This window comes from Pseudomonas sp. W2Aug9 (assembly GCF_023127755.1).
In the GTDB taxonomy this organism is placed as follows: Bacteria; Pseudomonadota; Gammaproteobacteria; order Pseudomonadales; family Pseudomonadaceae; genus Aquipseudomonas; species Aquipseudomonas synxantha_A.
In genome coordinates this window covers 314,237-327,682 of record NZ_SPKL01000008.1, presented here as the reverse complement: position 1 = coordinate 327,682, position 13,446 = coordinate 314,237, and the positions used below count along the sequence as shown (strand labels likewise).

Sequence of the window (13,446 nt, the reverse complement as noted above, 5' to 3'; positions counted from 1 at the left end):
GTGTACCCGAACAACTTTTCAGACACATAGGGTCTGCTTGTGACTATCTGGTATTTTTAAGTCACAGTAAATACAGCGCGCTGACTCAACCCGCAGCGCTTTGCGTGCGCACCGCGCCACGACGGGTTTGCCCGGCCGCAATCACGCAGTTACGCCCGGCGCCCTTGGCGGCGTACAGCGCCTGGTCGGCGGACTTGAGCACCTCTTCAGGGTTACGCTGCTCGGCCTGACGCTCGGCCACGCCGATGCTGACCGTCACCGACACGCTGGAGGCTCCGCTGCCCGCACGCCGTTGACGGCCTTGGTGGTCGTCATGAGGACGATCCGGGTTACGCAACTTGATGGCGTAGCCGGCAATGATCTCGCGAATCTCCTCCAGGTGCGGCATGCATTCATCCAAGGTCTTGCCGGCAAACACCACGGCAAATTCTTCACCGCCATACCGGTAGGCGCGCCCGCCGCCGTTGACCTTGGACAGCTTGCTCGCCACCAGGCGCAGCACTTGGTCGCCCACGTCGTGGCCATGGGTGTCGTTGAAACGTTTGAAGTGATCAACGTCACTCATCGCCAGCACATAGTTGCGCCCCAGCCGTTGCATGCGTTCGTTGAGGGCGCGTCGTCCCGGCAAGCCGGTCAGTTCGTCGCGGAACGCCATTTGATAGGCTTCGTGGGCCACACCGGCAGCAATCATCAACATCACTTGGCTGCACATGATGTTGAGGGTGAACGGCAGGATGAAGGTTTGCGGCAACATCCAGAACAGGCCCAAAAACCCCACCAATTGGGCGGCGTGCAGCGGGCGCGGCTGATACCAATACTGGGCGGCCAGGGTAAGGAAGCCGATCAGGAACATGGGATAGGACAGCTGGATCAGGCTCATCCACGCGCCATGCAGCATCGGCCAGCGAATCTCCGCCAACCAGCCCAGCAAAGCCTGGGGGAAACTTTGCTCCAGGGCCAGCGCCACACTGCCCACCGCCAGCAACACCGCGCAGCGGGCGACGAAGTCACGGAACAGATGGGTTTTTTCCTGCCACAGCGCGTAGATGCTGAATAGTAGCGGCAACAGCAGGCAACACAGGTGGAACACCACCGCGGCGTCGTCACGCACGCGTCCATTGTCGCGGTAGAAATCGGTCTGGGTATCCAGCAGGAAATAGGCGACGTACACCGTGATCATCAGGAACAGTTCACGCTGGCGCCGATAGACCGCGCAGTACGCGCCGCCGAGCAGCAGGACCAGGGTCGGCAACACGTTGAAGAGCGAGGTGAAGAAGACGTTGAGGTCCTTGACGTACGCAGCCGAAAGCCCGGCCAGCAACAGCAGCAGCGAAGGTAGGAAATGACTGAAACGTACAGCAGACACGCGTGACAAGGGTAAAACTCCGACCCGCAAAATAATGGCACTGTGCCTTTATGCAGCCAGTTAAGCACAACCGGGCTGACACGTATCACATTGCCACTACTGTAACGGCAGCGGGTTGTAATCCCTGAGTGCATTACTGCGGTTTTTTATGCCCGTACTCTGTAGGAGGGCAAAAAAAACCGCCGCGTCCCGAAAGAGGCGGCGGTTGCAGAAAGAACCGGTAAGGCTTAGTAAGCCAGGCCGAAGTCTTCTTCTTTCATGTCCATCAGGTTGTTGGCGCCCGACAGCATGGTCGCCACGTGGGTACGGGTACGCGGCAGGATGCGCTGGAAGTAGAAGCGCGCGGTCTGCAACTTGGCGGTGTAGAACGCCTCTTCGCTGGTACCGGCAGCCAGTTTCTCGGCGGCCAGGCGCGCCATGTCGGCCCAGAAGTACGCCAGGCACGCGTAGCCGGAGTACATCAGGTAATCCACCGAAGCGGCACCGACTTCTTCGCGGTCTTTCATCGCGGCCATGCCGACCTTCATGGTCAACTCGCCCCACTCTTTGTTCAGTGCCGCCAGCGGTGCAACGAACTCTTTAACCGCGTCGTTACCTTCGTTGGCCTGACAGAACTTGTGCACAATCTTGGTGAAGCCCTTGAGCGCTTCGCCTTGGGTCATCAGTACTTTGCGGCCGAGCAAGTCCAGGGCCTGGATGCCGGTGGTGCCTTCGTACAGCATCGAAATACGGCTATCGCGCACGTTCTGTTCCATGCCCCACTCGGCGATGAAGCCGTGGCCACCGTAGATCTGCACGCCGTGGTTGGCCGATTCAAAGCCGACTTCGGTCATGAACGCCTTGGCGATCGGGGTCATGAATGCCAGCAGGCCATCGGCCTGTTTCTTGGCTTCGTCGTCGGTGCCGTACTTGACGATGTCCACTTGCTTGGCGGTGAAGTACACCATCGCGCGGTTACCTTCGGCGAAGGCTTTCATGGTCAGCAGCATGCGGCGTACGTCTGGGTGCACGATGATCGGGTCAGCGGCTTTGTCCGGTGCTTTAGGGCCGGTCAGGGAGCGCATCTGCAGGCGATCACGCGCATATTTCAGGCCACCCTGGAAGCCGATTTCGGCGTGGGCCAAGCCTTGCAGGGCAGTGCCCAGGCGAGCGGTGTTCATAAAGGTGAACATGCAGTTCAGGCCTTTGTTCGCCGGGCCGATCAGGAAACCGGTGGCTGCGTCGAAGTTCATCACGCAGGTGGCGTTGCCGTGGATGCCCATCTTGTGTTCCAGGGAACCACAGGTGACCGCATTGCGCTCGCCCACTGAACCATCGGCGTTGGGCAGGAACTTGGGCACGATAAACAGCGAGATGCCTTTGGTGCCGGCCGGTGCGTCCGGCAGGCGGGCCAGTACGATGTGGACAATGTTGTCGGCCATGTCGTGTTCACCGGCCGAGATGAAGATCTTGGTGCCGGAGACTTTGTAGGAACCGTCAGCCTGAGGCTCGGCCTTGGTGCGCAGCATGCCCAGGTCGGTACCGCAGTGTGGCTCGGTCAGGCACATGGTGCCCGTCCATTCGCCCGACACCAGCTTGGTCAGGTAAGCGTCTTGCTGCTCGGGGGTGCCGTGCTCGGAAATGGTGTTCATCGCGCCATGGGACAGGCCAGGGTACATGCCCCACGACCAGTTGGCTTCGCCGACCATTTCGCTCACGGCCAGGCCCAGGGATTCCGGCAGGCCTTGGCCGCCGTGCTCCACGTCATGGGCCAGGCTCGGCCAGCCGCCTTCGACGAACTGTTTGTAGGCTTCTTTGAAACCGGTAGGGGTCTTAACGCCTGACTCACTCCAGGTACACCCTTCGATGTCGCCCACGCGGTTCAGCGGTGCCAGGACTTGCTCACAGAACTTGGCGCCTTCTTCGAGGATGGCGTCGACCATGTCCGGGGTAGCGTCCTGGCAAGCCGGCAGGCTCTGATAGTGCGCTTCATAACCGAGCAGTTCGTCACGAACGAAGCGAATATCACGCAAGGGGGCCTTGTAGTCAGGCATAGCGATAAACCTCTGCTGATGTATCTGGGATGAACAACCGCGTGGATTTGTTATGGCGGTCAAACAGGTGTTTGAAACATACGTTTACGACCCAGGGTTGTCAAGCGTCGGCCAGATGCCGTTTGTCTTGACGCAGGTCATCGCCAGGCACGGCAAGGCCTGCGGCGGGATGCCACTGCAAAAAACGAATAGAGAACTAGCTCAGGGCCAGGCACAGGCAAATATGGGAGGGGGCTTGCTCCAGATAGCGGTAGGTCAGCTATGAATGGGCACGCTGATACACCGCATCGGGAGCAAGCCCCCTCCCACATTTTTAATTGAGTTCAGCAGGGGATCAGGCGTAGGTATCGATCAACGTACCGAGCATTTCATCCGAAGCCTTGGCGACTTTTGCCCCCAGCTCGACTTGAAACTTGCCCTGGGCCATTTCCACCATATTGCTCGCCGAGTTTGACGCTTGGGCGCGGTCATTGGCTTGCAGACGATCGCTTTGCGCGGCCGATGGCTGGGCTGTTGCGGCGCTGGCAATCTTGCCGGCCGCCTGGTCGACACGGCTCTGCCCGGTCTGAATACTGCTCAGGCCCGAATAAAACGCGCTGCTTCCAGAGATTTCCATGGCTTAAGCCTGCCTTGAGAGAATCGTGAAGGTGGATTGAAGCAGACATCCCGGCAAAAGGCCCGTCAAAAACACTAATGGCATAATGCCTTGCGATAGCCAAAATCAGTCAAGCAGGTCCAACTCCAGGTACTCCGCCACGGCGGCGGCACCGGCATCCTTGAGCTTCGGCACGCGCCCCAGGCAGGGCGCCGGCAAGCGCTCGGCCAGGGTGGCGAGGTTTTCTTCCAGACGGGAGGTCTTGGGATCGATGATATTCGCCACCCAACCGGCCAGCGGCAAGCCGTCCCGTGCGATCGCTTCGGCGGTCAACAACGCGTGGCTGATGCAGCCCAGGCGCACACCCACCACCAGGATCACCGGCAATTTGAGCGCGATGGCCAGGTCAGACAGGTTGGCCTGATCGGCCAAGGGCACGCGCCAGCCGCCCGCCCCTTCGATCAAGGTAAAGTCGGCTCCACGAGCCAGAATCTGTTGCATCGGCTTGAGCAACGATTGCACCGTCAGCCCCACGCCCGCCTCGCGCGCAGCCAGATGCGGCGCGATAGCCGGCTCAAATGCCACCGGGTTGACCTCGGCATAACTGAGCGGCAATGAGCACTCGGCCAGCAACGCCAGGGCATCGGCATTGCGCAAGCCCTGGGCAGTCAACCGGCACCCCGACGCCACCGGCTTCCCGGCGGCCGTGCTTTTGCCCGCGAGCCTGGCAGCATGCAACAGGCCGGCCGCGATAGTGGTCTTGCCCACATCGGTGTCGGTGCCGGTGATGAAGTACGCGACGCTCATAGCGGTTTCTCCAGTACGGCGTACACCACCTGATACGTGGCGGGCAGGCCCTGAGCCTGACGGAACTGCTCGTATGCGTCTACCAGTGCAACAATCCGCGCGCGCCCCGTCAAGCCGCCGGGGCGGCCGGGGTTGAGGTTATGGGCGCCCAACGCTTTGAGCTCGTGGGTCAGGCTGCGCACATCCGGGTAATGCAGCACATGGGGCTGTCGCGCGAGACTCACCACCCGCAAGCCGCTGGCCGCACATAACTGCTGATAAGCCTCGAAGGTGCGAAAGCGATTGACGTGAACCAAGCCGTCTACCGCTCGCCAGCTTTCGCGCAGTTCATCCAGGGTACCCACGCACAGGCTCGCGAACGCCAACACACCGCCAGGTTGCAATACGCGCTGAGCTTCGCTGAGCACTGCATCGAAGTTGGCACACCATTGCACGGCGAGGCTGGAGAAGAGCAGCTCGAAGCTGTCAGCCTTCAGCGGCAAGCGTTCAGCATCGCCAGCCATGAAATGCGCGGCGCCACCCAACGGACGCGCGTGGTTGAGCATGCCTTCGGCGATATCCAGCGCCACGCCCTCGCTCCCGGGCAAACGCTCACCCAGCACGCGACTGAAATACCCTGTGCCGCAACCCATATCCAGCCAGCGTTGTGGCGAAAGCGCGCTGGGCAAACGGCGGAGCAACTCATGCCCTACTGCGCGCTGCAACTCGGCCACGCTGTCGTAGCTGGCCGCTGCACGGGAGAACGAGGCAGCAACCTGGCGCTTGTCCGGCAAGGCACCCGGCAAACAAGGGTGGGATAAGTCAGTCATCAACACACTCATGCAAAAAAGCCTGGATGGCCCCCGCTACACCGTGGGGGTCTTCCAGAAGAAACGCGTGACCGGCCTGTTCAATCAGGCCGACTTCTACATCCGGGAGCAACGCCAGCAGGTCACTGGCAGCTTCGGCAGGTACCAGCCCATCCAGGCCGGCAAACAGATGCAACTGCGGCCCGCGAAATGCCTGCAAGGCCGCGCGGGTATCCAGTTGGGCCAGCAGCTCCAGGCCGGGCATCAACACGCTGGGGGCGGTATGCGGCGCACCGCTGACCAGCAAGCGCGAGAGCCCGCGAGGCTCCTGCGCGCCCTTGGCACACAACAGGCCGAAGCGCTTGAGGGTGACCTGGGAGTCGGCGTGGCAGCCCGCCAGGAACGCATCGAAGGTCTCGGCGGGCATCCCGTGGGGCCAGCCATCATGGGCGACGAAACACGGGTTGCTCGCCAGGGTCAGCAAACCGCAGCAACGTTCGCCACGGCGTGCCGCCAGCTCCGAAGCAAGCATCCCGCCCAGGGACCAGCCCCCGAGCCAGACGTCGTCCGCCAGCGTCGCATCGAGCTCGTCAAGCCACTCATCCAGATCGCTGGAATCCAGCGCCGGCAAGGGTTCGATCTGTACCCGCAGGTGCTCGTTGAGGCCCTGCAGTGCCGCGGCCAACGGTTCCAGCGGCGACACACCGAGACCCCAACCGGGCAGCAGTATCAGGCGATCACGCATGGTCGGGCTCCGCTGCGTTCAACAACCGGAAACATTGCTCTAATCCGTTTAACAATAGCTGCACCTGCGCTTCGCTGTGCGCCGCCGTCAATGTCACGCGCAACCTTGCACTGCCGGCCGGTACAGTCGGCGGGCGGATTGCAGTCACCATCAGCCCACGCTCGCGCAGCATCTGTGACAGACGCAACGCCCGGGCGCTGTCGCCAATCAAGATCGGCTGGATCGGCGTAAAGCTGTCCATCAATGCCAGGCCCATCTGCTCGGCACCGCGACGGAACTGGCGGATCAACCCATTGAGGTGCTCACGCCGCCAGTGTTCGCTGCGCAGCAATTCCAGGCTTTTGAGGGTGGCGCAGGCCAGTGCCGGTGGCTGGCTGGTGGTGTAGATATACGGCCGGGCAAACTGGATCAGGCTTTCGATCAAGTCTTCACTGCCTGCCACAAATGCCCCGGCGGTGCCGAAGGCTTTGCCCAAGGTGCCAACCAGCACCGGTACATCGTCCTGGCTCAAGCCAAAATGTTCGACGATGCCGCCGCCATGGGCGCCCAGCGGGCCAAAGCCATGGGCATCATCTACCATCAGCCAGGCACCTTTGGCCCTGGCTTCCCGGGCCAGCGCTGGCAGGTCGGCCAGGTCGCCGTCCATGCTGAACACACCATCGGTGACCACCAGCGTACTGCCGGTGGCCTTTTCCAGGCGCTTGGCCAGGCTGCCCGCGTCGTTATGCAGGTAGCGGTTGAACCGCGCCCCGGACAATAAGCCGGCATCCAGCAACGAAGCATGGTTGAGGCGATCTTCCAGCACCGTATCGCCCTGCCCCACCAGCGCCGTGACCGCGCCCAGGTTGGCCATATAGCCGGTGGTAAACAGCAACGCACGCGGGCGCACGGTCAAGTCAGCCAGGGCTTCTTCCAACTCATGGTGCGGCGTGACGTGGCCCACCACCAAATGCGAAGCGCCGCCACCCACGCCCCAACGGGCCGCCCCGGCACGCCAGGCTTCGATCACCTGCGGGTGATTGGCCAGGCCCAGGTAATCGTTATTGCAGAACGCCAGCAATGGCTGGCCATCCACCACCACTTCGGGCCCTTGAGGGCTCTGCAGCAGCGGGCGTTGACGGTAAAGATGTTCGGCACGGCGGGCCGCGAGGCGCGCGGCGAGATCAAAAGACATGCTGGCCTCGATCAAACAGCGGCGTTATAGAACTGCTCGCTGCTCTTTTGCTCCACCAGCGCCTGCTCGATCGCCGCCTGATGCACTTCATCGGCGTGCTCTTCACGAGCTTCGGGCAGGATGCCCAGGCGTGCGAACAGCTGCATGTCCTTGTCAGCCTGAGGGTTGGCGGTGGTCAGCAATTTATCGCCGTAGAAGATCGAGTTGGCACCGGCAAAAAACGCCAGGGCCTGCATCTGCTCGTTCATGGCTTCGCGGCCAGCGGACAGGCGCACGTGGGATTGCGGCATCAGGATGCGCGCCACCGCCAGCATACGGATGAAGTCGAAGGGGTCGATGTCCTCGGCGTTTTCCAACGGCGTACCGGCCACCTTCACGAGCATGTTGATCGGCACCGACTCCGGATGCTCTGGCAGGTTGGCCAGTTGGATCAGCAGGTTGGCACGGTCGTCGAGGGACTCGCCCATGCCGAGGATGCCGCCCGAGCAGATCTTCATCCCCGAATCACGCACGTAGGCCAGGGTTTGCAAGCGCTCGCTGTAGGTACGGGTGGTGATGATCGAGCCGTAGAACTCTGGCGATGTGTCGAGGTTATGGTTGTAGTAATCCAGGCCGGCCTGGGCCAGCGCTTCGGTCTGGTCCTGGTCGAGACGGCCCAGGGTCATGCAGGTTTCCAGGCCCATGGCCTTTACGCCTTTGACCATCTCCAGCACGTAGGGCATGTCTTTGGCCGACGGGTGTTTCCACGCCGCGCCCATGCAAAAGCGCGTCGAGCCGATGGCCTTGGCGCGGGCGGCCTCTTCGAGGACCTTCTGCACCTCCATCAGCTTCTCTTTTTCCAGGCCGGTGTTGTAGTGACCCGACTGCGGACAATATTTGCAATCTTCCGGGCAGGCGCCGGTCTTGATCGACAGCAGGGTCGATACCTGCACGCGGTTGGCGTCGAAATGCGCGCGGTGCACGGTCTGCGCCTGGAACAACAGGTCATTGAACGGCTGCACGAACAGGGCTTTGACTTCGGCCAAAGACCAGTCGTGACGCAGGGTGGCAGAGGTGCTGGCGCTCATGGGCGATTCCTTGATTATGCTTTGGCTAACGCTGCGGGAAGGGCAATACCCACAGGCACGACACGGATGCTCGGCATATTTAAGGAAGATTCATGCACTGTCAACCTGAGCACAAACACCAAGTTTACATCTGGTTAAAAAACAAACAGATCTGTCTGATCTGTGACGAATGCACAGACTCCGCCGAAAATGTATGCAATACCTGCGAAACAGAACTGCCATGGCTGCTTGAGCATTGTGAACAGTGCGCCTTGCCTTTGCCGATGGACGGGTTGATCTGCGGCCAGTGCCAAAAACACCCTCCGGCCTTTAACCAGGTGATCGCACCCTGGACCTACAGTTTTCCCATCGACACCCTGGTCAGCCGCTTCAAGCATCAGGCTCGCTGGCCGCTGGGCCACATGCTGGCGCGCCTGCTGGGGCAGCACCTGCAGCACCGCTTCGATAACGCCGAACTCAACCGCCCCGACTATCTACTGCCGGTCCCCATGGCCCGCAAACGCCTGCGCCAACGCGGCTTTAACCAGGCGCAGATGGTGGCTCGCTGGCTCAGTAGCGCGCTCGACATTCCCCTCAATGAGCACGCGCTGCTGCGCCCGCTTGAAACCGTGGCGCAGCAAGACCTCGACGCCAAGACGCGTAAGCGTAACCTGCTCAACGCCTTTGCCCTGGCGCCCGGCGCTCAAGTCGCAGGGCAACACCTGGCGCTGGTGGACGATGTACTCACCACCGGCGCTACCGCCCACAGCCTGGCGCGGTTATTGATGGGCGCCGGCGCACGCCAGGTCGATGTCTACTGCCTGGCCCGCACCCCCAAACCCGGCCCCTGACTTGACTCCCCTGCTTCAGGGCGGCAACGTCGGCTTATCTCATCCAAGCGTATGCCCATGTCTCTGCCCAGCCCACTCAGCCAGCACATCATCCGTCGCCCCCAACGCATTGCCTTGCTGGGGCATATCGCCGAGCAGGGCTCCATCACCCGTGCCGCCAAAAGTGCGGGGTTGAGTTACAAGGCCGCCTGGGACGCCATCGATGAACTGAACAACCTGGCGCAAAAACCGCTGGTGGAACGCAGCGTCGGTGGCAAAGGCGGTGGCGGCGCCAAGCTGACGCAAGAAGGTGAACGAGTGCTGCGCCTTTATCAGCGCCTGCAAGTGCTGCAGGCCGAGCTGCTCGGTTCGGACGAAGCGGCCAGTGACTTCAACCTGCTCGGCCGCTTGATGCTGCGCACCAGTGCACGCAACCAATTGCACGGCCAGGTCATCGCCATCGACAGCCAGGGCCGCAACGACAGGATTCGCCTGCAACTGGCCGGCGACCTGTACCTCGACGCCCAGATTACCCACGACAGCACCCAACGGCTGGAGCTGCAGGCCGGCGTGGAGGTGGTCGCCCTGATCAAAGCGGGATGGCTGGAGTTGCGGGCGATCGGGCACCCAGAAACACCTGGACACAATTGCATGAGCGGTGTGATCGAGACGATTCTCGACGCCAAGGATGGCCCCAGCGAGGTGCGTATCGCCTTGCCCAACGGCCAAGTGTTATGCGCGCTGGCACCGCCCGCTGCACTCCTGGTACTCAACGCTGCCGAGGGCCAGCCGATCCAGGTGCAATTCGCACCCAGCAATGTGCTGCTCGGGACCCCGGTATAACGTCTTCAGGCTGCAACAATTTGGTCACAACCGCTCCTTAAGGTATCTGCAAAAATCGCGGGAGCCTGAGATGAGCCTATTAGAAGAAAACCAAGCCACTGACCTTGAACAAATGGTCGGCCTGACCCGCCGTCGCTTTATCGGCGCGGGCGCCCTGTGCGGCGCCGCGATGTTCCTCGGCGGTAACCTGCTGAGCCGCAGCGCCCTGGCGGTGAATGCTGCCTCCGCCAGCCCGCTGCTGGGTTTTACCAGCATCGCCGCCGCCACCAGCGACACCATCACCCTGCCCCCTGGCTACAGTGCTTCGGTGCTGATCAGTTGGGGCCAGCCGCTGCACAAGAACGCCCCGGCTTTCGACCCGTCGGGCAATGGCACGGCCAAGGCCCAGGAACAGCAATTTGGCGACAACAACGACGGCATGAGCCTGTTTCCGTTCCCGGGCGACGACAACCGCGCCTTGATGGCGATCAACAACGAATACACCAACTACCGCTACCTCTACGCCCACGGCGGCGCGCCACAATCGGCCGAGGAGGTACGCAAGGCCCTGGCCAGCGAGGGCGTGTCGGTGATCGAAGTACGGCGCAAGGGCGACACCTGGCAGTTCGTCCAGGACTCACGCTACAACCGGCGCATCCATGGCAACTCACCAATCCGCTTGAGCGGCCCCGCTGCCGGCCATGACTGGTTGAAAACCACTGCCGACAAAACCGGCAAGAAAGTCCTGGGTACGTTCCAGAACTGCGCCAACGGCAAGACACCGTGGGGCACCTACCTGACCTGCGAAGAGAACTTCACCGACTGCTTCGGCAGCAGCAACCCGCAGCAAGCGTTCGACGCCGGGCAGAAACGCTACGGCGTAGTGGCCGCCAGCAAAGACATCAACTGGCACCCTCACGACCCACGCTTCGACATGGCCAAGAACCCCAACGAACTCAACCGCCATGGCTGGGTGGTGGAAATCGACCCGTTCGATCCGCAATCCACTCCGGTCAAGCGCACGGCCCTGGGCCGCTTCAAACATGAAAACGCGGCGCTGGCCGAAACGCGCGACGGCCGCGCCGTGGTGTACATGGGCGACGACGAACGCGGCGAGTTCATCTACAAGTTCGTCAGCCGCGATCAGATCAACCACAGCAATCCGAAAGCCAACAAAGACCTGCTCGACCACGGCACCTTGTACGTGGCCATCTTCGATGCGGGCGACGGTAACGCCGATCATCCCAAGGGCAAAGGCCAATGGGTTGAACTCACCCATGGCAAAAACGGCATCGACGCCGGCAGCGGTTTCGCAAACCAGGCAGAGGTGCTGATCCATGCGCGCCTGGCCGCCAGCGTAGTGAAGGCCACGCGCATGGACCGCCCGGAGTGGATCGTCGTCAGCCCCACCGACGGCCAGGTCTACTGCACCCTGACCAACAACGCCAAGCGCGGCGAAGACGGCCAGCCGGTGGGCGGCCCCAACCCGCGAGAGAAAAACGTCTACGGCCAGATCCTGCGCTGGAAAGCCGACGCCGATAACCACGGCGCCACAGACTTTACCTGGGACCTGTTCGTAGTGGCCGGAAACCCGGGCGTGCACGGTGGTACGCCGAAGGGCGGCTCGTCCAATATCAACCCACAGAACATGTTCAACAGCCCCGACGGCCTGGGCTTCGACAAGGCCGGGCGCCTGTGGATCCTCACCGACGGCGACTACAGCAACGCGGGCGACTTTGCCGGCATGGGCAACAACCAGATGCTGTGTGCCGACCCGAGCACCGGGGAAATCCGCCGTTTCATGGTCGGGCCGGTGGCGTGTGAGGTCACCGGGATCAGCTTTGCGCAGGATCAGAAGACGTTGTTTGTGGGGATTCAGCATCCGGGAGAAACCGGTGGTTCGACTTGGCCTGAACATCTGCCGAACGGCAAGCCGCGTTCGTCGGTGATGGCGATTCGGCGGGATGATGGCGGGATCGTAGGCGCCTGACAGGGCCTCATCGGGGGCAAGCCCCCTCCCACAATTCTGAATTGCGAATACATTCAAATGTGGGAGGGGGCTTGCCCCCGATTGCAATAGCACAGCCACCACCTATCCCAGCCCCGGTGCGTTACCATACCCGGCCGGACGCGGCGCCCTGCTGCGCGCAGGAGTTCGCATGGCTCACCCGTTTGAAACACTCACCCCTGATCTGGTCCTCGACGCCGTCGAAAGCATCGGCTTTCTCAGCGATGCGCGCGTGTTGGCGCTCAACAGCTACGAAAACCGCGTGTACCAGGTGGGCATCGAAGACGCCGAACCGCTGATCGCCAAGTTCTACCGGCCCCAACGCTGGACTAACGAGGCGATCCTCGAAGAGCACCGCTTTACCTTCGAACTGGCCGAGTGCGAAGTGCCCGTGGTGGCCCCGCTGATTCACAACGGCGAGAGCCTGTTCGAACACGCAGGTTTCCGCTTCACCCTGTTTCCCCGCCGTGGCGGCCGCGCGCCGGAGCCAGGCAACCTCGACCAGCTTTATCGCCTTGGGCAGTTGCTCGGCCGTTTGCACGCCGTGGGGTCAACCCGCCCGTTCGAACATCGCGAAGCCCTGGGCGTGAAGAACTTCGGTCACGATTCCCTCAACACCTTGCTCGAAGGCAACTTCATTCCCAAAAGCCTGTTGCCGGCCTATGAATCCGTGGCCCGCGACCTGCTCAAGCGTGTGGAAGAGGTTTATAAAGCCACGCCGCACAAGAACATCCGCATGCACGGCGATTGCCACCCCGGCAACATGATGTGCCGCGACGAGATGTTCCATATCGTCGACCTCGACGACTGCCGCATGGGCCCGGCGGTGCAAGACCTGTGGATGATGCTCGCTGGCGACCGCCAGGAATGCCTGGGCCAGCTGTCGGAACTGATGGACGGCTATCAGGAGTTCCACGATTTCGACCCCCGCGAACTCGCCCTGATCGAACCGTTGCGCGCCTTGCGCCTGATGCACTACAGCGCCTGGCTGGCACGGCGCTGGGACGATCCGGCGTTTCCCCACAGCTTCCCGTGGTTTGGCACCGAGCGGTATTGGGGCGACCAGGTGCTGGCGTTGCGTGAGCAACTGTCGGCGCTCAATGAAGAACCGCTAAAACTCTTCTGACTGCTTTGCTTTATGTGGGAGCGAGCCCCCCTCCCACATAAAAATCCCCATTGCCAAGCAAGTCCCCATTGTCTGACAAATATCCTTACAATCGCGCTTTGTTAGC

Annotated in this window: 12 protein-coding genes; 4 read left to right on the top strand and 8 right to left on the bottom strand. The window is 61.8% G+C overall.

Annotated elements, in window-relative coordinates:
* Positions 1–85: 85 nt before the first annotated feature.
* The 8 genes from E3O56_RS06145 to bioB form a co-directional block, all read right to left on the bottom strand.
* Positions 86–1,375 (bottom strand): GGDEF domain-containing protein, encoded by a 1,290-nt coding sequence (locus E3O56_RS06145; RefSeq protein WP_032879116.1) that lies wholly within the window; start codon positions 1,373–1,375, stop codon positions 86–88.
* A gap of 218 nt (positions 1,376–1,593) precedes the next feature.
* The gene (locus tag E3O56_RS06140) at positions 1,594–3,399 is read right to left on the bottom strand and encodes a phenylacyl-CoA dehydrogenase (protein WP_032879115.1); all 1,806 of its coding nucleotides are present in this window, start codon (positions 3,397–3,399) and stop codon (positions 1,594–1,596) included.
* Between the two features lie 334 nt (positions 3,400–3,733).
* Entirely contained in the window at positions 3,734–4,015 is a 282-nt protein-coding gene (locus E3O56_RS06135; protein ID WP_032879113.1) for a hypothetical protein, read from the bottom strand.
* 105 nt (positions 4,016–4,120) lie between these two features.
* Positions 4,121–4,801 (bottom strand): dethiobiotin synthase, encoded by a 681-nt coding sequence (gene bioD / locus E3O56_RS06130; protein WP_078822489.1) that lies wholly within the window; start codon positions 4,799–4,801, stop codon positions 4,121–4,123.
* Positions 4,798–5,610, bottom strand: a complete 813-nt coding sequence (gene bioC, locus E3O56_RS06125) for a malonyl-ACP O-methyltransferase BioC (RefSeq protein ID WP_248127987.1) — start codon at positions 5,608–5,610, stop codon at positions 4,798–4,800. Before bioC ends, bioD begins: the two co-directional genes overlap by 4 nt.
* Positions 5,603–6,334 carry an alpha/beta fold hydrolase gene (locus E3O56_RS06120; RefSeq protein ID WP_032879110.1) on the bottom strand — a complete coding sequence of 244 codons (732 nt, stop codon included), beginning with the start codon at positions 6,332–6,334 and terminating at the stop codon, positions 5,603–5,605. Before E3O56_RS06120 ends, bioC begins: the two co-directional genes overlap by 8 nt.
* Positions 6,327–7,508, bottom strand: a complete 1,182-nt coding sequence (gene bioF, locus E3O56_RS06115) for an 8-amino-7-oxononanoate synthase (RefSeq protein ID WP_248127986.1) — start codon at positions 7,506–7,508, stop codon at positions 6,327–6,329. Before bioF ends, E3O56_RS06120 begins: the two co-directional genes overlap by 8 nt.
* An 11-nt stretch (positions 7,509–7,519) precedes the next feature.
* A complete protein-coding gene (gene bioB, locus E3O56_RS06110; protein WP_005792092.1) occupies positions 7,520–8,575 on the bottom strand; it encodes a biotin synthase BioB in 1,056 nt (351 codons plus the stop codon).
* 92 nt (positions 8,576–8,667) lie between these two features.
* Here bioB and E3O56_RS06105 point away from each other — a divergent pair, with 92 nt between their 5' ends.
* The 4 genes from E3O56_RS06105 (at position 8,668) to E3O56_RS06090 (ending at position 13,340) form a co-directional block, all read left to right on the top strand.
* A complete protein-coding gene (locus E3O56_RS06105; protein ID WP_148854063.1) occupies positions 8,668–9,405 on the top strand; it encodes a ComF family protein in 738 nt (245 codons plus the stop codon).
* A gap of 57 nt (positions 9,406–9,462) precedes the next feature.
* Positions 9,463–10,227: a TOBE domain-containing protein gene (locus tag E3O56_RS06100; protein ID WP_103735246.1), complete on the top strand. Its 765-nt coding sequence runs from the start codon at positions 9,463–9,465 to the stop codon at positions 10,225–10,227.
* 70 nt (positions 10,228–10,297) lie between these two features.
* Positions 10,298–12,196 carry a PhoX family phosphatase gene (locus E3O56_RS06095; protein WP_248127985.1) on the top strand — a complete coding sequence of 633 codons (1,899 nt, stop codon included), beginning with the start codon at positions 10,298–10,300 and terminating at the stop codon, positions 12,194–12,196.
* A 169-nt stretch (positions 12,197–12,365) separates the two neighbouring features.
* On the top strand, positions 12,366–13,340 hold the full coding sequence (locus E3O56_RS06090) for a serine/threonine protein kinase (protein WP_103735247.1): 975 nt from the start codon (positions 12,366–12,368) through the stop codon (positions 13,338–13,340).
* The last annotated feature ends 106 nt before the right edge of the window (positions 13,341–13,446 follow it).

Bases quoted from the DNA above. Each gene is read 5' to 3' on its own strand.
- E3O56_RS06105 (WP_148854063.1), top strand. From the start codon at position 8,668: ATGCACTGTCAACCTGAGCACAAACACCAAGTTTACATCTGGTTAAAA.
- E3O56_RS06120 (WP_032879110.1), bottom strand. From the start codon at position 6,334: ATGCGTGATCGCCTGATACTGCTGCCCGGTTGGGGTCTCGGTGTGTCG.
- E3O56_RS06100 (WP_103735246.1), top strand. From the start codon at position 9,463: ATGTCTCTGCCCAGCCCACTCAGCCAGCACATCATCCGTCGCCCCCAA.
- E3O56_RS06090 (WP_103735247.1), top strand. From the start codon at position 12,366: ATGGCTCACCCGTTTGAAACACTCACCCCTGATCTGGTCCTCGACGCC.
- E3O56_RS06140 (WP_032879115.1), bottom strand. From the start codon at position 3,399: ATGCCTGACTACAAGGCCCCCTTGCGTGATATTCGCTTCGTTCGTGAC.
- E3O56_RS06135 (WP_032879113.1), bottom strand. From the start codon at position 4,015: ATGGAAATCTCTGGAAGCAGCGCGTTTTATTCGGGCCTGAGCAGTATT.
- bioD (WP_078822489.1), bottom strand. From the start codon at position 4,801: ATGAGCGTCGCGTACTTCATCACCGGCACCGACACCGATGTGGGCAAG.
- E3O56_RS06095 (WP_248127985.1), top strand. From the start codon at position 10,298: ATGAGCCTATTAGAAGAAAACCAAGCCACTGACCTTGAACAAATGGTC.
- bioB (WP_005792092.1), bottom strand. From the start codon at position 8,575: ATGAGCGCCAGCACCTCTGCCACCCTGCGTCACGACTGGTCTTTGGCC.
- bioF (WP_248127986.1), bottom strand. From the start codon at position 7,508: ATGTCTTTTGATCTCGCCGCGCGCCTCGCGGCCCGCCGTGCCGAACAT.
- bioC (WP_248127987.1), bottom strand. From the start codon at position 5,610: ATGACTGACTTATCCCACCCTTGTTTGCCGGGTGCCTTGCCGGACAAG.